The sequence below is a fragment of the Flectobacillus roseus genome, assembly GCF_030056595.1.
GTDB lineage: Bacteria > Bacteroidota > Bacteroidia > Cytophagales > Spirosomataceae > Flectobacillus > Flectobacillus roseus.
On record NZ_JASHIF010000002.1, the window covers coordinates 344,576 to 365,139 of the forward strand.

The following is a 20,564-nucleotide window of genomic DNA, read 5'->3' on the forward strand; positions in this document are numbered from 1 at the left end:
AGAGTGGTCGGGATTTTTTTTGTTTAAATGTCTATTGTTTTTAGTGAAAATAAATAGACTCTTTCCGAAAATGTAGGGTAATGAAATTCAGTTGAACATTTATTTTTTACCTTGATAAAATACAATTGTTCTTTATATTTGTAAAAAAGTAGCCTTTGATAAAGGCTCTTTTTTGATACATCGCTATTTTCTTCAAAACATAACGTTTTGATTCATTATCTTTTGAAAAAGTAAGTTCCTGCAAGAATTCTAAACGACATTAACATAGTACTCGTATCATAGGTATTATGGATAAAAAATTTTCATCGAAATATTTTCAAAACTATAATGATATGAAAAAACTGATTACCATAATTAGTTTACTATGCTTTTATCAAACATTCTCTCAAACCACCAAAGACACCACAACGCACCTTTCTGAGGTAGTTGTGACAGCCTCTCGTTTGCCGATGTCTATCATGAAATCGCCAGTGAGTATAGAGTTGTTGGATGTTCGTGCAATAAAATCATCGCCTGCACCAAGCTATTTTGAAGCAATCGAAAATCTGAAGGGTGTACAATTACTTACCTCTAGTTTAGGATTTAAGGTGTACAATACGCGTGGTTTTGCCAACCCGACCAATGTTCGATTTGTACAATTGGTAGACGGTGCCGACAATCAAGCGCCTCATATTGGTGCGCCTATTGGTAGTGCTTTGGCGCCCACCGATTTGGACATCGACCGTGTCGAGCTTATTCCAGGTACGGCTTCGGCTTTGTATGGGATGAATGCCTTGAATGGTATGGTACAAATTTTATCTAAAAACCCTTTTGAGCATCAAGGTTTTTCTTTTCAACAAAAAACTGGGGTCAATCATTTGGGCGATGCCAATGCTTCTGCCCAACTTTTTACAGAAACTTCCCTGCGTTGGGCAAAGGCTTGGAATAATCAATGGGCAATAAAGCTAAATCTCAATTACTTGAAAGGATACGATTGGATTTCGGATAACAACCAAGATTTGAATCCCAATGGTAATGCTTCATTGGGCTTGCTTGGTTTAGACAATCCTGCTTACGATGGCATTAATTCTTACGGTAACGAATCGTCTAACCGCCAAACTTTAACACTTGGTGGCAAGCGCTATTCTGTTGCGCGTACAGGCTATACAGAAAAAGATATTGCTGATTTTTCTATCCAAAATCTCAAGGCAGATTTGACATTTGCTTTCAAACCGAGCGTCAATTCTGAATTGAATTATACCTTTAGAATGGGGTATCTCAATAATATCTATCAACGCACCAATCGCTTTAGGTTAGATAACTATTGGGTATCTCAGCATATTCTGACTTACAAAAACAAGTCACTTATTCTGCGTGGATATATGACAACCGAAAACACGGGAGATTCTTATAATATTCGTTCGATGGCCGAAAATATCGACCGCAGTTTTAAGACAGATACGCAATGGTTTAGGGATTTTAGTGCAGCATTTTTGGCAAGTACTCAAGCAGGTATCACTGCCACTCAGGCTTTGAAAGACGCAAGGATAAAAGTCGATGCAGGTCGCCCACAACCGCATACAGCTGAGTTTGATGCTTTGATTAAGAAATTAGGCGATATCAATAACTGGGATGTTGGCGCTGCCTTGCGTGTTAAGTCATGGATGTATCATGCTGAAGGACAGTATAACCTGACAGAGGAAGCTTTAGCTTCGTGGAAAGAAAAATATGGAATCAATATCTTGTCTGGGTTTGATTATCGCATGTATAAGGTATATCCTGATGGTAACTATTTTATTAATCCTGTAGAGCCTGGGAGAGATTTAACTTATTACAAATATGGTGCTTTTACCCAAGTGACCAAGTCATTGTTTGATAACAAATTACAGGTTAATCTAAGTATTCGTGCCGATAAAAATCAATATTTTGATTGGCAATGGAACCCAAGATTAGCGATGGTATTTTCGCCGACAGACGACCAAAATTTCCGAGTTTCATTCCAAAATGGATATCGCTTCCCAAGTTTGTTTGAAGCCTTTTCAAATGTCAATAGCGGAGGGGTCAAGCGAGTGGGTGGTTTGCCAGTGATGTCAAAAGGTATTTTCGAAAATTCCTATTATAAAACCTCCATAGATGCTTTCCAAGCGGCTGTAACGAGCGACGTCAACACAAAGGGATTAACAGTGGCACAGGCCATTGAAAAGAATAAAGGACTAGTCCAAAAAAATGATTACACCTATCTCAAACCGGAAAGAGTCAATAGTTTTGAGATAGGCTATAAGGGTAATTTTCTCGCTAAAAAACTCTTTATTGACGCTGATTTTTATTACAATGTTTACCAAAATTTTATGGCTCAAGTAGAAGTATCTACCATAAAATCGGGCTTTACGAATGGTGATTCTTTGGCCTATTATCTCAACGACCGAACCAAGCAAGACCGTTATCGTTTGTGGACTAACTCTAAAAGTAAGGTATATAACTATGGTGCTAGTGTTGGCGTACGCTACCAGTTTTACAAAAGCTTTGTGGTCAATAGTAACGTTTCCTATGCCAAACTGGACAGAAAAGAAACCAACGATGGCTTGGAGGAGGCCTTTAACACGCCTCAGTGGATTTTGAATATAGGTCTTTCGAATCGTAATCTTGGCAATGGCTGGGGCATGGCATTGAATTATAAATGGCAAGATGCCTTTGTCTGGCAGTCGTCATTAGCAACAGGTACAGTTCCTGCATACAGTACGCTCGACGGGCAGGTAAGCTATGAATTTAAAAGTCAACCCATTGAGTTAAAATTAGGTGCAACCAATTTGCTCAATCAATATTATTACAACTTTTTAGCAGGTCCAAGTGTTGGTGGTTTTTATTATTTGAGCGCTACACTGAAATTATAGAAATGTATGTCTGAATGGTAAGGAGCATCAGAGATAATGATTGCCACTTGATTTTAAATTTGAAGATTTGTTTTTTCATTTTGTTAGAAACGTATATTTAACTATTATTGAAATAACTTTCTGCCAGTAGAAATGGGTTTATCCTTAACAAATCAGCATATGAAAAAAATCAACGTTATCATTACTGGATCCACAGGAATGATTGGGGAAGCAGTATTGGATCAATGTCTACAGCATCCTCAGGTGGAACATATATTGGTGCTCAATCGTAGAGTTTCGGGAGTTCAGCACCCCAAGCTTTTAGAAGTAGTCGTGTCGGACTTGTCACAACTCTCTTGCATAAAGGATATTTTACCCAATTATCATGCTTGCTTTTTTTGCATTGGAGTTTCTTCAATGGGGATGGATGAAGCAACTTTTACCCGAATGACATACACACTGACTATGGATTTTGCCAAAGCACTGGTGGCGAATAATCCTGATATGACCTTTTGTTATATTTCTGGTGCTGGAACAGATAGTTCAGAGACAGGAAAAACTATGTGGGCTAGGGTAAAAGGCAAAACTGAGAATGATTTGCAGAAATTAGGCTTTAGCCACGTCTACAACTTCCGACCAGGCGCTTTGATTCCATATCTAGCAGTAAAACCAACCCAAACTTATCAATCAGTGAAATATCTCAAATGGCTCTTAGTATTATTGCGTCCACTTTTTCCGAATGCTATATTAAGGCTATCAGATTTTGCTATTGCCATGATTAACAGTGCTCTAACAGGTTACTCAAAAACAATATTGGAGGCGAGTGATATAAAAAAACTATCAGAATTAAAGTAAGTTTAGTTTTCCGAAAATAAAAAAATCCCTGTGTGGATTTATCATCTGCACAGGGATTTTTATTGAATATATTCTTACAAATTCTTAAATGCATCAAGCTCCAAAATCGACTTTGGTTTGAAAGGTTCGAGACTTTTGGTTTCGATTACATCAAAATTGCGAATATCTACATAGTCATTATATTCTTCACTGGTATTGATAATAACGCCCCCCAGCAAGAAAATACGCTCACAATGAAATTCATTTAAGCTCATACTTACCAGCTTTTTTATTTGCTTGTCTATAGCAGTATAGGTGTAATCCGTAATGGCTTTTTTGGGATTATCAGCGGTCAAAATTTTATTCTTAAACGGCATCAGAGTTTGTTCCAATTGAATCTGCTGATAATCATAATGTACACTTTGTGGCACATACGTATCTACATCATCGTCACTCTGGAAACGTTCGAGCGCCAACATCAATGCGCCACAGCTATTGGTCAAACGTTTTTGTCCAATACGACGCATTCGTCCTAATTCGCCCTCGTCGGTGATTCCAATATGTGGACCATAAAAAATAAAGGCATCACCTCCATCAGGAATATGGTGCGAAAAAGCCACCATGCCTGTAAAGCCAGAGTAAGGCAAACCTCCCAAACCACCCATCGTGAACGGTCGTGATAATACGCGACGAAAGTCTGTCGATACATTGACGTCATCAGAACAAACAGACGTAGCAAAAAGCATTTTTCTCAAGTCTGAATTGTATTCTTTTTCCAATAAAGTCAAATAGCTTTCAGTAATATCATCGCCACTTTTGGCATTAGGATAGTGTACACTTACTTTTTTAGTGATTGCCATAGTTGAATATTTTGAATAAAAACAGTAAAAAACGGGCCTATTTTAGTTTTACAGGATATAAGGTTAGACTGTCAAAATTATACAGGTTTTCTGTTGAATAGGTCAAGAGCTCGAAATTACAATTTTTTCGATTGAGACTTGAAAATACTGGCAAAATGTCTCATGGTTTGAACTAAATCATTTAAACAATTATAAAAATTCTAAAATCATTTATGAAAAAGTCGGCAATCCTCTTATCAATCCTATTATCAGCTGGTTTGGTTTCAAAATCATATTCTCAAAAAACACTGACTAAAATTTGGGAGACAGATACCCTTATTTCAACACCTGAATCGGTGGTTTTTGACACCAAATCAAAAGCATTATACGTAGCTTGTATCAATGGTGCACCAACAGCAACCAATGAAAAAAGCTTTATCTCGAAATTAGATTTAAACGGTAAAATTACCCAGTTAAAAGTAACAGAAAATCTTCATGCAGTGAAAGGATTGGATGTCTTGGATGGAAAGATTTATGTAGCTGAGATTTTTAAATTGGTAGAAATTGATGCTAAAACAGGCAAAGTATTACAAAAATATGAAGTTCCGAATGCGACTTTTTTGAATGGTGTGAGCGTTGATAAGAAAAACAAAATCGTGTATTTTACCGATATGCGTTCGAATAGACTTTGGAAGTTGGAAAAAGGACAGCTTGTAAAAGTAGCAGAGGGCGCACCTTTAAAAACACCTAATGGCGTATTTTTTGAAAATGATAAATTGATTATTGGTAACGGAGATGGTAAAATCTTAGCACTCGATTTAAAAACGCAACAATATGCCACAATCGCAGAAGGTATGGGAGGCTTGGACGGTATTTTGTCGGATGGACAAAAAGGCTATTTTGCTACCGAATGGAGAGGTAAAATTTGGCATATCAATCCAGAAGGCAAAACCCAATTGTTGTTGGATACCGTAGATGCCAAAATGAATACCGCAGATATTGAATATATCCCTAGTCAAAAAACTTTATTGGTACCGACTTTCTGGAAAAATAAAGTGATAGCCTATAAAGTCAATTAGCCTTTGTCGGAGTTTTCTCCGACAAACCTCGCGTCAGCAACAGTATTCAAACCCCAAAACTTTTTTATTAATTCTAACTATCCAACTATTTATCATGAAAAAACAATTCTTATTTCTCTGTTCAATCTTAGTATTGGCGGTGCAGGTTGTTATGGCGCAAGAAGTACCCAAAGAACTCGAAAATATCATTTCGCCTGAAGTTAACGCCGATAGAACTGTCACTTTTCGTTTTTACGCACCCAAGGCAGATACCGTTCAGGTAACCTCAGATTTTTTACCACCAGTAAAAGTTATGAGTCGCTTTGGTTTGGTAGATGGTCCTGGTACCATCAATTTGACTAAAGATAAAAATGGACTTTGGACCTATACATCCAAGCCATTGGATTCGGAGTTGTATAGCTATTCCTTTGTAGTCGATGGTGTAAGAACAACTGATCCCAATAGTCCTTATGCTTTGCGAAACTCAGCCTCGATGACTAATATCTTTATCGTCGATAAAGGCAGAGCAGATTTGTACAAAACCAATGATGTCCCACACGGAACCGTGACAAATAATTGGTATCCGTCCGCAGGGTTGAAAATGAATAGAAGATTGACTATTTATACACCAGCGGGTTATGAGCAGTCAAATGAAAAATACCCAGTTTTGTATCTTTTGCACGGCGCTGGTGGCGACGAGGAATCTTGGGCGGCTCACGGAAGAGCTATTCAAATTTTGGATAATTTAATAGCACAAGGCAAAGCTAAACCTATGATTGTGGTGATGCCCAACGGGAATGTAGTACAAGATGCTGGCTACGGCTATGGAAAAGATGGTTTTTACAAGCCACAATTTTTATTACCTCAATCGATGAATGGGGTTTATGAGGCTAATTTTATGGACATTGTTAGTTATGTAGAAAAGACTTTTCGGGTAAAGAATAACAAAGAAAATCGTGCGATTGCAGGATTGTCGATGGGAGGTTTTCATACGATGCACATTAGTCGATATTACCCTAATACCTTCGATTATGTGGGCTTATTTTCGGCAGCTATTATGCCTCGCGAAGATGCTACAGGTAAGGTGTATAGCAATATTGATGAAACACTAAAAGCTCAGAAAAACAACGGGTTGAAACTTTATTGGATTGCAATAGGCAAAGACGATTTTCTGTATCAAGCCAATATTGATTTCAAGAAAAAGCTAGATGGACTAGGCTTAAAATACGAATATCTGGAGACAGGAGAGGGGCATATTTGGAAAAACTGGAGAATCTATCTTGCTGAATTTGCGCCAAGATTGTTTAAATAATCCATACATACGTTATCCTTAGAGATGTGATGCTTTGCGTTTAAAGAGGAATCTCTTTGATAATAAATATCTTTCTAGCAATTACGATTAGGGGGCGACTTAAGTCGCCCCCTAATCGTAATGAATTATTCCCTAATAGTATTTGCATCATTCAGCGCCAGTGAGGCAATTTCGTCTTTTCTTTTGAAGGAAACACCCTTATGATTTTGTATGTATTTGATCAAATCATAGGTAGATTTAACCATTTGCGGCGTACCTCCAATACGATCATGAAAACTGATAGATAGCATTCGACGTTTGAATTGACTTTCGAAGTACAATTGGTTAAACTCGGCTTTTACCTGATTGAAAAATTGATCTGTAGAAAAATTTTTACCTTCGATCAGTAATATATCGTTGTTTCTCAAAGTATAAGGCACCACGGCAAAGTCCTGTTGATTGACTTTGATGACAAAAGGTTCATCTCTGCTAAGGTCGTCGATATGGTATTTGAAGCCAAGTTCTTGTAGAATATTCAAGGTATTTTCGCCTCTACGTAGCCAATTGGCGTTGTACCCGATGGCGTTAAAACCTGTGATATTTTTAATGGCATCTACACCATCTTTGATAAATTTTTTCTCTTGCTCATAAGGCAAATTGTATTGTGAACTCCAGTTCATTCCATGCGCTGCTGCCTCATGTCCACGCTCGACGATTTCACGTGCAAGCTGTGGATTTTTTAATACCGCAGTACCAACCATATGAGAAGTAACCTTAACCCCAAGTCTATCCCAATTGTCCAACATTCTCGGAATACCTTCTTTGTAACCGTACTCGTACCAAGTTTTAGCGGGCAAATCTCGGTATCCTTTTTCGAGATTTTGTGGAAAAGGACTTTCTGCATTATCAGGCTCACCTCCAGATTCAAATTGCATGGAAATAGATACCATTAATTTTGAACCATCAGCCCATTTTGAGCTAGGTGTATTTTCTTTTGTTGAAGCTTTTGACAAAAAGCTTGGTAGCAATAAATGACTCAGTCCCAATGCGCTACTTTGTTGAATGAATTTTCTTCTGCTTTTCATGACCTTATTTTTTGAAGAGAAAATAGTCCAAAGACCATGTATTGGATGAAATAAATTGTAGTAAAATCGCAAAGAATGCCAAATGAATTAGTTGTGAAGGAAGCGCATCCCAATTCTCTATAAGCGTTGTTCCCAATAACAATATGAGCATTACGATGCTGCCTGCCAAAAGGGCTTGTTTGGTCAGTAGACCAAGAATTAGTAGAGTACCAATTCCAAATTCGAGAATAGGTAGCGCATAACTAAATGGCGTAACGATGGCACTAGGGAGCAAAGATTTTTCGAAAGATGTAACCATCCATTTGCTAAACCCAGCCAATTTGGGCAAACGAACCAAGCCATGCCCAAACATACTTATACCAATGCCTAAACGAAGTAATAAAAATGAGGTAGTATTCATGATGTTTATTGTTTTTTGCAAAATTGCAGGTAAAATGCATTTGAAGTGTTGTATAAATAAAGGTTGTATTTGTAAGTTTAGAGGTATGGAAATACGTAATTTATATTTGCCATTTGAACTAGAGCTTTGGGAAAAAGACCAATATGAGGCTCGAACGCATAAAAATACTTTTTTTGAAATGGTATTTGTGTTGGAAGGAACAGGTATCCAGCGAATCAATCAATATCAGTTACCTTTTGCCAAAGACAAGCTTTTTTTAATTTTCCCACAAGATTCACACGGATTTGAAATACAATCAGCAAGCAAGCTATTTTTCATCAGATTCAATAGCGCCTACTTAGACCAGCAAAGTAAAGATTGGGTGAAAAAACTAGAGTTTATTTTTCATAATCACAACCATTTGCCTGGCTGTATTCTAAAAACTGTAGCTGATAAGCCCTTGGTCAGAGCCTTGGTTGAAGCGCTTATTCGCGAGCATCATCATCAATTTCCTCATACAGAGGAGGTAATACAGCAAATTATCAATACCATCATAACCATTGCTGCCCGAAATATTTCGCTGATAACTCCCATAAATATCGATAAATCCAAATCTGAAACGGCCATGCTTTTGATAAACTATATTCATCAGCATATTTATGAACCCTCAAAGCTTCGAGTCGAAGAACTTGCCAAGCACTTCAATTTATCGGCTACCTATTTAAGTGAATATTTCAAAACACAAACAGGAAGTAGTTTGCAAGAGTATGTGATGAATTATAAGATTAAGATAATAGAAATGAGATTATTACATACAGATTTGAATATCAGCGAGATTGTCTATGAGCTAGGGTTTAGTGATGCGAGCCATTTGAATAGGATATTTAAGAAATATCGAGGAATTAGTCCGAGTGAGTTTAAGAGGAGGAAAAAACAAACTTAGCATATTTCTTGTATTGGCCTTTTACAAAATTATTTAAGCCTAAAGAGGTCACCTTCGTCAAAACCGTAGGCAATCGCAATAGAGTTTTCTAAAAAACTATTTTTAAATACTGAAGTTTTTGAATAGTCAATTAGATATGTTTTAAAATTATCCAGTATTTGATACCATACCAAATCTTTTTGTCCAAGAAATAAATACTTATTTACAGGGCTAAAATCTATATTGCATGCCCAATCATCCGTTGCCGCATCGAAAGTTTTTGAACCAATAAGATATGCCTGATAACCCTCATCTGTGGTTAATAAGCCAAAGTAATACCCAATGATATCATTTTCGGGTTTTTCGTTTGTCAAGATATCATCTAACCAAATATTGAATTTTTGTTGTGTCGTCATAGCAATCAAGGTTGAGAAATAAATTTAATATTCCAGAGTTTTCCATTTTTGAATGTATAATGCTGAGTAATATCACTGATACATGAAATAAATGCAATAACCTGAAACCTTCTATGTAGTTCAGGAGGATAGTTTACAAAAAACTTACTACAAAAAGCATTTATATTCATTCCTACCTTAATATGTTGAAGAAGCTCAACTTTACTGTCCCATATTTCTCCATTTCTAATGTATCCATGAGTTGATGCTTCGGGGTCATTATCGAAGAAAAAACTCAACTTATTTCTGCCTGAAACTGCCAGAACATCTTCAAAAAAATCCCAAACAGGTGGGGCTAAGTTGGTATTTTTAAAGCTCTCTCTTTTGTATTTTTTGATGGTCCAATTTTTAAATATACTCTTCTTCAAAGAGTTTTTGTTGGTTAATTTCCCAAATGGATAATAGACGAAATTACAACAAGTCACAAGAAATAAAGTGTCTTCCTTTATCACAAAATCACCATTGTAGTCAAATGCTTTTAGCGGAATAATATTGAACCCTTCAATATTTATGGTATCATTTGAAATCTCATTTTGCCCAAGACACGAAATGCAAACTGTTGAAATCAATGAAAAGGTCATAATTAGAAAATAGATAAAGTGGATACTGTTTTTCATAGATGTTTTAATTTAAGTAGTTAAATATAAGTTAATTATAATGCCTTTGTGCTTTGTTAATTAAAGATGTTAGCTCTAATTACCCTTGTTATAACCAATTCTTTGATACTTCACTGGAACTCTTTACCCTTCAATGGCTGTAATATCTACAAACAAACATATTATTGCCAAAAATATCATGAACTACCTAGCATATAAAACCCTATTCGAAGAGATTTTATCAGCCGTAACACCTGCTGCTCCTTACGACAAACCCGATTATCTAAACTACACGAAGCTTAACCAGTCTCGTATGAAACGCTGGGATAAGCATTTGGTATTGTCAGATGCTATTTTGAACAAAGTCCAAGAAATTACGACGCCACAACATTGGATCATCATTACCGAACCTTGGTGTGGTGATGCAGCGCATATTGTGCCGTTTTTGATTAAAATCACTGAACAAAATCCCTTGTTATCTTATGAAATTCAACTAAGAGATAGTGAACCATTTTTGATTGAGCAATATCTGACCAATGGAAAGAGCAAAAGTATTCCTAAATTGGTATCAAGAGACGAAGACGGAAAAGATCTTTTCGTGTGGGGACCTCGCCCTGAAGGTGCACATCAGTTGATGGAAGAATTACACGAGGCAAAAGCAGATTTTGAAACCATTAAAATCAAATTACAAAACTGGTACAACGAAGATAAAGGAGAGGAAATATGTAAGGAATTGGCACAGTTGATTGGATAAGTTTTTCTTTTCGTAATTTTAAAATCTCATAGACTGTATGAGATTGTTTAAATAGACTATCATGATAAATATTAATTCTGAAACAACTTTTCCATTAGAGAATACCCTTTTTTCATTTGCACTCGAATCAGAAGCCGCCGAAGTATTTGAAGGGCAGAATGTAGTATTTACAGGAATTGGAAAAGTAAATGCAGCTTACGAACTAACCAAAGTAATTCAGCAACAAAAGCCTGCGCTGATTGTCAATCTTGGAACGGCAGGTAGCAACTATTTTGCCAAAGGTGAAGTGATTTGCTGTACCAAATTTGTGCAAAGAGATATGGATGTGCGTGGTTTAGGATTTCAATTGTACGAAACACCGCTTTCGGGCGTACCTCCATTATTGGAATATGGTCTGGAGATGGAAGGACTGAAATTAGGAATCTGTGGTACAGGAGATAGCTTTGAAATGGGACATGCCGAAACCATTTATAATGTGGTAGATATGGAAGCCTATGCATTAGCGTTGATTGCCCAAAAAGAAAATATCCCGTTTTTGTGTCTAAAATACATTTCTGATGGCGCTGACGACAACGCTGCAGAAGACTGGACAGAACAAGTTCATAAAGCAGCAGTGGCGTATGGTAAATTGTTGAAGATTTTGAAATAAGCCTTTCACGAAAGTTTTATTTCATACTGCACTATAACTTAATTTGAAGCTTAATCTTTGCCTCAGAATTAACTTTACACATTTTAATAGTCGGGCATAAGATATAGCTTGGATATACTCCTCCAAAATTATTTGGTACTACAATATTTGAAATATGTAATGCCAAATAATTTTGGAGGAATTAGTTTTACATTATTAACAGCAACTAAATCAGCTGTTTAGCATAGTCTACTAATCCTTCAAGCCAATCTTGATGTCCATTTATCATCGGGTTGGGCTTTGTTTTTGCTAATTCTTTCGCGGGATTTCCAATTTGGGTCTCTTGCGTTAAAATTCTTACTCTTCCTCCTTCTAAGTCCTCGATGAGCCAAGCATGAATCACGTCCAATCTTGTTTCTGCATCACCCTCAGCCCAACCATGCCATGCTAATCTTGCTGGCTCTCCTTCCACAGGAGGAACAAATTCGGTCACTTGTGCCTCAATCGGGAAACCAAATGTCTTAAAACGAAAACGGATATCTGCGGTTAATTGCTTGTATTCTGCATTAAGTAACTCAATGTCAGATGAGTTGTGATAGTATTTTGGCCACTCGAAAGGATTAGCCAATAGAGGCCAAATATCGCTGGTTTTTAATCCTGATACAATTACTTCGTTAGAACAAAAATTGTCTGTTGTTCCGGGTAAATAGCCCTCTGGCCAGATGATTGAATTTTGCATTTTTTTATACTATTAAAATTATAGTTGCAAAACTAAGTTTAGTATATTTAATTTGAAATAACTATCAAAATAGATAGTCTAAAGAATATGAATACAGAATGTAAAAGCGATACTGTTGCACTCAACGGAAAGGAATATCCTTGTACGGTTAGTTTAACAATGGATTTAATAGGAGGGAAATGGAAGGCAGTCATTCTCTATCACTTGATAGAAGGGAGTCTGCGTTTCAATGAATTATGCAAAGCGATTCCGACTGTTACAGAAATGACCATTAGTTTACAATTAAAGCAATTAGAAAAAGATGGCTTAGTAACTAGAACTGTATATGGCGACAAACCGCCTATCAGAGTAACATATGAGCTAACGACTTTGGGTAAATCCCTTATTCCTTTGTTAAAAGCAATTACTGAATGGGGCAATACGGTGGTGCTTAATCAGGGGATATTTGTATAGTTTTATTTATTAACACGAAATTACTTTTGATTGAGACATGCTCTAAACTTTATGCAATAAGCACTTGGTTCAAAATTGCCCACATTCTGATTGATGAACAATTTTGGATTAACTAGTTCACTACCTAGAGCTTGGACTCATTCTTAAGAGTTTAAAACTGTTTTTACTAAATATATTGAAAAAGACCCGAATTCAATTTTTTCGTTGTATCCAGTATTAGGTAGATATTTAGTATATGGCTTTTAGCCATGGGCTTTGTACAAAAGTATGTCTTGGGTTTTTAAAAACATTTTAAAACTATTTTCCTTGTGCCTGTTGTCTAAACCACATACTCTTAAATGGTGCGTTTCAACTCCCTTTTTTTCCGCTTCACCTTTTATATCCTTCATTTTTCTAATAAAACATCAGGCTAAACCGTAATATTGATTCAAGAAAAAGATATGCTGAAATATATTTTCATGAAGAGCGGAGTAGCCACAACAACTACGCAATCATGGTAATATCTGTTAAGTGATATTTTACAAATTCATTTTAAATTTTTTATTAAACTCATAAAAAATGAAAACCCATCTTATCAATTTTTGCATCATTGTCGGTTTGGCACTTTGTTCATTTACATTTCCCAAGATAGACCTAAGTTTTCAAGCGCAAAAGTATGTTACTCAAACACTTACTTTTGAAGGAAAAACCTTTACGGTAAGAGCCTATGAAAATATCATTTATGTTGCGAATCCTGTAGATACAGTATACCAAAAAATGAATATCTATATTCCAGAAGAGTACTTTTCAGGGAAAAAAATAAATGGCTATACAGCTGAAACAGCTCCCATTTTTTTCCCCAACAAAGTAGGTGGATATATGCCTGCACAACCTGCAACCCTCAAAGAAATGCCAATGGGAGGAATGGGAGGTAATCGACCGCCAATGAATGGAATGCCACCCATGGGCGAGAGAAGACCTGATGGGGCGCCAGCAATGCCACAAGCAAAACCTTCAACGGTAGTTGCTGCCTTAGCCAAAGGCTATGTAGTGGCTTCGGCAGGGGCAAGGGGACGTACTTTGAAAGCAAGTAATGGCGAATACACAGGTAAAGCACCAGCGGGTATTGTAGATTTAAAAGCTGCGGTACGTTACTTGAAATTTAATGATAAACTGATGCCCGGCGATGCCAATAAAATCATTTCGAATGGCACAAGTGCAGGCGGTGCTATGTCGACTTTAGTTGGGGCAACGGGCAATAATCCAGACTATGAGCCTTACTTAAAAGCAATAGGGGCCGCCAATGGAACAGACGATGTCTTTGCTGTTTCTGCCTATTGTCCAATTACCAACTTGGACCATGCTGATATGGCGTATGAATGGCAGTTTAATGGCTACAATACCTACAAAAGGGGTGGACTTATGCAGACGAAAAATAACGATGCACCATCTGTGTTGAGTGAAGAGCAAATAAAGATATCGGGACAATTGAAAACGCTTTTTCCTACTTATATAAACAGCCTAAACCTCAAGGATAGCAAGGGAAAATCTTTAACTTTGGATGCAGACGGAAATGGGAGTTTTAAAGATTTAGTGATTAATTATGTAATCGCTTCGGCACAAAAAGCCTTGGATGCTGGAAAAGATATGTCGGGCTATGCGTTCTTGAAAGTTAGTGGCAATCAAGTTACAGGCTTAGATTTTGGTGCGTATGTTAGCTATATGGAGCGCATGAAAACTCCTCCAGCCTTTGATGCTCTAGACCTTTCAACAGGCGAGAATATGCTATTTGGTTCGGCTACGATCGATAAGCAGCATTTTACAGAGTTTGGTCAAAAAAACGCCATCGGTGATGCTTCGAGAGTAGATGAGGTATTCGTGAAAATGATGAACCCCATGTATTATTTAGGTCAAAAAAATACCACAAATGCCAAACACTGGCGTATCAGACACGGCTCCAAAGACAAAGATACATCGCTCGCTATCTCTGTGATATTGACTACAGCATTACAAAACAAGGGTATTGATGCTAATTTGGAATTTCCGTGGGACAAACCCCATAGTGGCGATTATGATCTTGATGAACTATTTGCTTGGGTAGATGGGCTTTGTAAATAAGAAAGACAAAGTGTTTAAAACCTCCTGATGAATTGACATTGCTCCATCGGGAGGTTTTAAAAAAAAGGCTAAAATTGTCTAGACATAAAATTTGATTCAGCGAATAATATTTCACCTTTTCCTGTGCTTTCTTCTTTGAATTTTATGGATTTTGTACCATCATCAGAGTAGGTCATGGTGTTGGGATTATAATTGAACATCCATGATAGATGAAGCATAAGAAGTATTTTTTTGTTGTGAAGCGTTCCTTTCAAACGATCTATTCGGGAAATATCCTCAATGGTTTGATTGAAATTGTTTTGTACTACCAAAATGAATTCTGAAGGGACATTTTCAGAAAAAGCTATGGTCTTTACATTGCTTTTTTCGTCAAAAGAGATTAAAAATGAGAAAGTACCCTGAAAAGAATGTACACTTTTCATGAAAGTTCGCTTAAAAATACTTTTCATTCCATTCGATACAGACTCCGATACTCGTCGATCACCCCAAAATAAGTTTGTGAAAATTGAAGCAGTCTGACAATCTATTTCGGAAGGATATTTATCTTGAGCTCTTTTAACCCATTTATTTATTTTTTCCCATTGAATAGAATCAGGCTGATAAGAGGTTGTTTGCGCGGTGATGCTTTGTGCAATGGACACTAAAAAAATAGAAAGGAGAAAGTGTAGTTTGAGGTTTTTCATAGAGTTTACAAAGTGTGAGATGAAATATTTTCTATTACTAAGTTTAGACTTGCATTATATTCTCAATTAAGTTGCTGTAATCTGATAAGTGCGCTTATCTTTTTCCTGCATTATTCCAGCTTGAGCAAAAATTCTACCCACGACATGTACATGACAACCATGGTTAGTTACCTGTTTCTGATAGTGTTTGCAAATGACCTTTCTGTTGTATATCCCATTATTTGCAAGAGTATCTTCGAACACTGTTTTTAATAATAGGAAAGGTATTTGCAGACAATTATTCTTTCCAATTTGAATTTTATAACCTAATTCTCCATTGTAGTCATAATCGTTACAAGAAAAATCAGGGCCAGCGATAAAGTATCTGTACGTTAAGTCTTCTTGTAGTTTATCTCCAACTTTAATAGAGTCTTTAATTTGTTGAACAATATTAGACCAGTTCATACAGATGTGAGTTGTTTTAAGCTGAAAATTAAGTAGTTTACTCACCCAAATCCTCTAAAAGTATTCGAAGCTCCTTGCTACTGATATCTGATTTTACTTGTTTGTCATAAATCGCAAGAAGAATTACTTCACTTTTTTCGGTAACAACGTAGGTGATTACTCTAGCCCCACCACTTTTCCCTTTCCCCTTACTTTTAATGCTTATTCTAATTTTGTAGCAATCATGTCCCAAGGAAGTTCCAAGTGTAGGATTTTCTGCTAGAACTTCCCCAAGCTCTACAAGCTCACTGCGAAGTGAAACATATTTTTTGAGCAAAGATTTTGCATCTCGTTCAAAACTTCGTGTGGTCAGGACTTTAAACATCTGCCAAAAAGTCGCTCAACGTTCTTAATTTAACTTGACCTTTTTTGTGAAGATTAATTTCCTCTAAACCTTCTTTTATTTTTGCCTTCAACTCTTCTTTGCTAAATGTTGACTCCTCATCAAGAAGCATTGAGGCTATTTTTAACCTATCTTTTTGAGGTAATTGCTTGGCTAAATCCACCAATTGATTAATGGTAAGTTGGATATTAGTATTAAGATTAATTGTCTTTCCCATAGCCTAATCCTTAATTGTTTTTTGATTTAATTCTGAACAAAGAAATTATCATAACACTAAGTTAAGCAATACTAGCAACATCTACAACGTCAAAACTCTCAGCGGATTATAATGATAAACAAAGGAGAAATCTACTTCCCCAACTGACCCATTTCCGAAAACATAGCCCTAAAGCAATTGGCGGAGGTGTTTTCTTCAGTAGGCTTGGTAGTGTTTTTTCCATAAAACTCGTCCATAAAAGATTCTGCACTAGACCATACTGTTTGCATCATGCCTTGAAAATGGGGCTTCATAATGGCTGTAGAAGATTCGCGAAACCTGACCATATCTTGTGTTTGAATCACAGCGAATTTGGGCATTCTCCATGGACAAGTAATGACATTGAATCCTTTCATCGCAAAATAAACTGCCGTTTGGTCGGGTCTTTCATAATGCCAATCGCAGATAGTTACATCTTTGGCAATCAAATCAATGGCTCGATGTGTGTTGTTAAAACTTCCTTCCCACATACCGATACCTGTGGTTTTGCCATCGATTAGTCTGTCGCCCCAAATCCAAAGCTTTCTGTTTTTGAGTGCTAAATGATTTCTAATTTCGTTGACTTCACCTGCAAATAATTCTGCCTTGTCTTTTCCTGAACATCTAGGACATTTGTCGTCTCCAATGTAAAAGACTTCATCCATTCCCGCATGAAAAGCATCCGTTTCAAAAACATCACAGATTTCGTCCATTAGCTCAAATACTATTTTATGAACGTTTGGATGAAGTGGGCAATAGCTTTTGCAGTACAAACCGTCAGAGTTAGGCCACACGTACTTTTCTGGCATTTTTACTGAAGGCGTTTCATCAAATTCGGGATAAACTCTCAATAAATTGTACGTAGTGCTCGCCCATGATTGGTGCCCCAATAGATTAATCTGGGGAATGAGTCGAATATTGTTTTTCTTACAAATACTGACCAATTTTTTGATATCTTTTTTAGAAAGAGCCTCTGGGTCTCGAAGTTCAGGATGACTTTCAAACTGGTAGTTGTAATCTACGCGAAGCAGTAAAGTATTTACTTGACGGCTCACCAATTCTTCTTGGATAAATTTGATGAAATCATCGACTCTCTGAGTTTTTGGGGCGGTAATACAAAAACCGCGAGTAGGAATCAAGCTATCTATTTTGGATTGTGAGAATATTGTGGAGTTGATTAAAACTCCTATAAATAGAAAAAGGAAACGCGAAAATTTTGTCATAATGAAGCTGAATTTAAAAATTGGGTTGAGTACGCAATTTGCTTAAATTCATTTCTGCATGCAAATGTTTAACAGATAAGGCAGGGTAGGCAAAAAGAAGTTGAGATGATAAGTTTATAAACCAATAAAGCTCTAAACACTAGAGCTTTATTGGAAATGGAATTAAGAGAGTTTTTTACGTAAAGCTATTATTTGAAATGTTGTGCCAACCAAAAATAAGACAAGACAAATGCCGACTAATTTTGCCACTAATGGGTCATCTGGACTACTTGCCCATGGATGTTCTAATGGTAGACGAGTTGTTGTTTCTGTTACGCCAGGTACTAAGTGAAAGAAGAAGGTCAGTGAATAAGCAACTTTTTCAATATAGGGTGAATATTTTCCGAGTGGTTGACTCGATTTTTGCGCAAGATAAATTAGTCCTAACACTGCCAAGGTAATAATCCCAAGTACATGTGGCTTGCCAAATCCACCATGTTGAAAAATGCCAAAGCCTGTCAGACAGGTAAGAATTGTGGTAATAACATACGTTTTACCAATTGAATTATTCCACGTGATTTCTTTTAGTTTAATAAGAGAAATAGCACCAGAAAAAACAGCTATAAGGCTGATTAATGTGTGAATGATTCCGAGTGAGGTAAGTCCAAACATCATATTTGTAGGGTTTAGGAAATGAAGAGATACATTTACCTAAATATACAAAAAAACATGATTGTTTTGTAAGTTGTTGTATAATAGAGTGTTATTTCTTTTAGTGGGCGACAGATGGAGCTCACTAAAGGAAATTAATCAAATTGCTAAAAGGACTCTTTTAGCTTTTCGGTAGACATTACTTCCTAGCGTCAATTTTACAAACTCTGTATCTTCGCTATTTTTGTGAAAGACAGAAACTTGATTCCCAATGAGCGAATATTTAAAGGAGTCATCATATTCTAGGATTGATAACTCCATAGAATTATCAGTAATATGAGACTTATATTTAGTAGAATAAACGCCCACGTATTCGTCCGTGCTAATTCCTTGAAAAACAGACGATTTTGAAGATTCTATAATAATTTCAGGAGTGATTGAATCTGTTTCTGGATTCAACACATATTTTCGGAGTACATCTATATCATGAGCAATATCGCTTACGATTAAACTAAAATTGATACTTCCCCAAGCATTCAAATATGGCTCATCAAAAAAATCTTCAAAATCATAATCTCCATCTGGAACATATTGAGTTTCACCGTCGTGTAAAAGTTCTATTGTTTTTCCCCAACCGAGAACATTTCCGTAAAATTCTCCCCTAACTAAACAATCATAATCATCGAGTACCACAATTGGGCAATTAAAATCGCCTAGGACATCAAGGTTGCCGTGATTATAAGAACCGACAAATAGGTGTTGAACTGTCAAATCTTCCTGAACAAAAACTTGCTGCCCACCAACTGCAATGAAGTCGGCATTCAAATGTCCCAAAACAATCAAGTTCACTCCATAGTCGGTTTCATAATTCAATATTTTCTCACATGTGAGGTTACCGTCAACAATGATTCCAGCTAACTCAAAATCATAATTGTCTGATTCTAAATTAATTTTATCAAGATTGGTGTCGCCCTCGTACCACAAAAAGTATGAATCAATATAATTAGTTCGTTGGTGCTTTGAAAAACAAAAGAGAAGTGCTTTCTGCGCTTGGCTTAAACGCTTTTCTACCTCTAGGAACGATAGTGTAAGGATTGATGACATTTGATTGATAAATGTTAATAAAATATAGTAATCGCTGAATTTAGTGAATTAAATATGAAAAATGATTAATTTGAGTGTAGTAAATAAAAATTGATATGCGATTTTTTAAAGCCTATAGGTATTTAAGTTTGGTACTCTATTTTTCATTTTTGAGTTGCGAAAATAAACCTCAGAATTATCCCTTTCTGAAGGATTTTATGTCCTATCTAACATACTTTAACCAAAATACAGGACTTAGTGCAGACTTTATCCCCTTGAACGAACAGGGTGATAAAATATCGAGAGTGGATTTTTTAGAAAGCTTAAGCCAAAAAGATTATATACCAATCCGAGAGGAGGAGGACGGTAAGGTTTTCTATAAACTTTACAGATTGGATAAGGATAAATCTTCTACGAATGACCAGATTCTCACAACAGTCGCTCAATTTGCCGAAATAGAGAAGAATTTTATGAGTTATGAAGGTCAAGCCTTTCCTTCTTTTAATATGCTCGACTTGAAAGGAAAGCGATATGATAATCAGAACACTCGAGGCAAAATTCTTGTATTGAAAACATGGTTTATTCGATGCCATGCATGTGTGGAAGAGATGCCTGCTATGAATAAGATTGTTAAAGTATTTGATCTCCGTAATGATATAGTTTTTTTGAGTTTGGCACTTGACGATGAAAAAAATCTCAAAGAGTTTTTAAGTAAAAAAAGTTTCAATTATGCTACCGTGGCTAATCAAGAAAATTTTATCGAAAATACTTTGGGTTTTAACAGTTTTCCCACACATATCATCGTATCAAAATCAGGGCGTATTTTGAAAGTTTTTTCAGATGGAGAAAGATATTTACCCTATTATTTGGCTAAATACTTGAAATAAGGTGAAAGTATTAAATTT

Annotated in this window: 23 protein-coding genes; 10 read left to right on the forward strand and 13 right to left on the reverse strand. The window is 36.3% G+C overall.

Annotated elements, in window-relative coordinates:
• The first annotated feature begins 332 nt into the window (after positions 1-332).
• Positions 333-2,870 carry a TonB-dependent receptor gene (locus tag QM524_RS01465; RefSeq protein ID WP_283343152.1) on the forward strand — a complete coding sequence of 846 codons (2,538 nt, stop codon included), beginning with the start codon at positions 333-335 and terminating at the stop codon, positions 2,868-2,870.
• 159 nt (positions 2,871-3,029) lie between these two features.
• Complete coding sequence (locus tag QM524_RS01470; protein WP_283343153.1) at positions 3,030-3,704, forward strand: NAD-dependent epimerase/dehydratase family protein; 675 nt, start codon at positions 3,030-3,032, stop codon at positions 3,702-3,704.
• 74 nt (positions 3,705-3,778) lie between these two features.
• On the opposite strand, the gene QM524_RS01475 is transcribed toward QM524_RS01470, so the two are convergent.
• Positions 3,779-4,543 carry a hypothetical protein gene (locus tag QM524_RS01475; RefSeq protein ID WP_283343154.1) on the reverse strand — a complete coding sequence of 255 codons (765 nt, stop codon included), beginning with the start codon at positions 4,541-4,543 and terminating at the stop codon, positions 3,779-3,781.
• 212 nt (positions 4,544-4,755) lie between these two features.
• On the opposite strand from QM524_RS01475, the gene QM524_RS01480 reads away from it, so the two are divergent.
• Positions 4,756-5,601 carry an SMP-30/gluconolactonase/LRE family protein gene (locus QM524_RS01480; protein ID WP_283343155.1) on the forward strand — a complete coding sequence of 282 codons (846 nt, stop codon included), beginning with the start codon at positions 4,756-4,758 and terminating at the stop codon, positions 5,599-5,601.
• Between the two features lie 94 nt (positions 5,602-5,695).
• Positions 5,696-6,892 carry an esterase gene (locus tag QM524_RS01485; protein ID WP_283343156.1) on the forward strand — a complete coding sequence of 399 codons (1,197 nt, stop codon included), beginning with the start codon at positions 5,696-5,698 and terminating at the stop codon, positions 6,890-6,892.
• 125 nt (positions 6,893-7,017) lie between these two features.
• Here QM524_RS01485 and QM524_RS01490 read toward each other — a convergent pair whose 3' ends face one another.
• Positions 7,018-7,956, reverse strand: coding sequence for a polysaccharide deacetylase family protein (locus QM524_RS01490; RefSeq protein ID WP_283343157.1), 939 nt, complete (start codon positions 7,954-7,956; stop codon positions 7,018-7,020).
• A gap of 4 nt (positions 7,957-7,960) precedes the next feature.
• The gene (locus tag QM524_RS01495) at positions 7,961-8,356 is read right to left on the reverse strand and encodes a DoxX family membrane protein (RefSeq protein ID WP_283343158.1); all 396 of its coding nucleotides are present in this window, start codon (positions 8,354-8,356) and stop codon (positions 7,961-7,963) included.
• A gap of 85 nt (positions 8,357-8,441) precedes the next feature.
• Between QM524_RS01495 and QM524_RS01500 the strand changes: the two genes are divergently transcribed.
• Entirely contained in the window at positions 8,442-9,278 is an 837-nt protein-coding gene (locus QM524_RS01500; protein ID WP_283343159.1) for a helix-turn-helix domain-containing protein, read from the forward strand.
• Between the two features lie 29 nt (positions 9,279-9,307).
• Here the strand turns inward: QM524_RS01500 and QM524_RS01505 are convergent, their stop codons facing one another.
• The gene (locus QM524_RS01505) at positions 9,308-9,673 is read right to left on the reverse strand and encodes a hypothetical protein (RefSeq protein WP_283343160.1); all 366 of its coding nucleotides are present in this window, start codon (positions 9,671-9,673) and stop codon (positions 9,308-9,310) included.
• Between the two features lie 5 nt (positions 9,674-9,678).
• Positions 9,679-10,329 carry a hypothetical protein gene (locus tag QM524_RS01510; RefSeq protein WP_283343161.1) on the reverse strand — a complete coding sequence of 217 codons (651 nt, stop codon included), beginning with the start codon at positions 10,327-10,329 and terminating at the stop codon, positions 9,679-9,681.
• A gap of 178 nt (positions 10,330-10,507) precedes the next feature.
• On the opposite strand from QM524_RS01510, the gene QM524_RS01515 reads away from it, so the two are divergent.
• Entirely contained in the window at positions 10,508-11,062 is a 555-nt protein-coding gene (locus tag QM524_RS01515) for a thioredoxin family protein (protein WP_283343162.1), read from the forward strand.
• Positions 11,063-11,123: 61 nt separating this feature from the next.
• Positions 11,124-11,711, forward strand: a complete 588-nt coding sequence (locus tag QM524_RS01520; RefSeq protein WP_283343163.1) for a 5'-methylthioadenosine/S-adenosylhomocysteine nucleosidase family protein — start codon at positions 11,124-11,126, stop codon at positions 11,709-11,711.
• A 205-nt stretch (positions 11,712-11,916) separates the two neighbouring features.
• Here QM524_RS01520 and QM524_RS01525 read toward each other — a convergent pair whose 3' ends face one another.
• Positions 11,917-12,429 (reverse strand): SRPBCC family protein, encoded by a 513-nt coding sequence (locus tag QM524_RS01525; RefSeq protein WP_283343164.1) that lies wholly within the window; start codon positions 12,427-12,429, stop codon positions 11,917-11,919.
• Positions 12,430-12,516: 87 nt separating this feature from the next.
• Between QM524_RS01525 and QM524_RS01530 the strand changes: the two genes are divergently transcribed.
• Both QM524_RS01530 and QM524_RS01535 read left to right on the forward strand, forming a co-directional pair.
• Positions 12,517-12,882, forward strand: coding sequence for a winged helix-turn-helix transcriptional regulator (locus QM524_RS01530; protein ID WP_095164569.1), 366 nt, complete (start codon positions 12,517-12,519; stop codon positions 12,880-12,882).
• A 558-nt stretch (positions 12,883-13,440) separates the two neighbouring features.
• A complete protein-coding gene (locus tag QM524_RS01535; RefSeq protein WP_283343165.1) occupies positions 13,441-14,979 on the forward strand; it encodes a subtype B tannase in 1,539 nt (512 codons plus the stop codon).
• A gap of 68 nt (positions 14,980-15,047) precedes the next feature.
• Here the strand turns inward: QM524_RS01535 and QM524_RS01540 are convergent, their stop codons facing one another.
• The 7 genes from QM524_RS01540 to QM524_RS01570 all read right to left on the reverse strand — a co-directional run bounded on the left by QM524_RS01540 (position 15,048) and on the right by QM524_RS01570 (position 19,680).
• Positions 15,048-15,662, reverse strand: coding sequence for a hypothetical protein (locus QM524_RS01540; protein ID WP_283343166.1), 615 nt, complete (start codon positions 15,660-15,662; stop codon positions 15,048-15,050).
• A 66-nt stretch (positions 15,663-15,728) separates the two neighbouring features.
• Positions 15,729-16,106 carry a hypothetical protein gene (locus tag QM524_RS01545; protein ID WP_283343167.1) on the reverse strand — a complete coding sequence of 126 codons (378 nt, stop codon included), beginning with the start codon at positions 16,104-16,106 and terminating at the stop codon, positions 15,729-15,731.
• Positions 16,107-16,143: 37 nt separating this feature from the next.
• Positions 16,144-16,470, reverse strand: coding sequence for a type II toxin-antitoxin system RelE/ParE family toxin (locus tag QM524_RS01550; RefSeq protein WP_283343168.1), 327 nt, complete (start codon positions 16,468-16,470; stop codon positions 16,144-16,146).
• The gene (locus QM524_RS01555) at positions 16,463-16,705 is read right to left on the reverse strand and encodes a hypothetical protein (RefSeq protein WP_283343169.1); all 243 of its coding nucleotides are present in this window, start codon (positions 16,703-16,705) and stop codon (positions 16,463-16,465) included. The genes QM524_RS01550 and QM524_RS01555 overlap by 8 nt, the downstream gene beginning before the upstream one ends.
• Positions 16,706-16,836: 131 nt before the next feature.
• The gene (locus tag QM524_RS01560; protein ID WP_283343170.1) at positions 16,837-17,946 is read right to left on the reverse strand and encodes a family 20 glycosylhydrolase; all 1,110 of its coding nucleotides are present in this window, start codon (positions 17,944-17,946) and stop codon (positions 16,837-16,839) included.
• Between the two features lie 162 nt (positions 17,947-18,108).
• On the reverse strand, positions 18,109-18,600 hold the full coding sequence (locus QM524_RS01565) for a hypothetical protein (protein ID WP_283343171.1): 492 nt from the start codon (positions 18,598-18,600) through the stop codon (positions 18,109-18,111).
• A 135-nt stretch (positions 18,601-18,735) separates the two neighbouring features.
• Positions 18,736-19,680 carry a hypothetical protein gene (locus QM524_RS01570; protein ID WP_283343172.1) on the reverse strand — a complete coding sequence of 315 codons (945 nt, stop codon included), beginning with the start codon at positions 19,678-19,680 and terminating at the stop codon, positions 18,736-18,738.
• A 95-nt stretch (positions 19,681-19,775) separates the two neighbouring features.
• Between QM524_RS01570 and QM524_RS01575 the strand changes: the two genes are divergently transcribed.
• Positions 19,776-20,546: a TlpA family protein disulfide reductase gene (locus QM524_RS01575; protein WP_283343173.1), complete on the forward strand. Its 771-nt coding sequence runs from the start codon at positions 19,776-19,778 to the stop codon at positions 20,544-20,546.
• Positions 20,547-20,564: the final 18 nt, after the last annotated feature.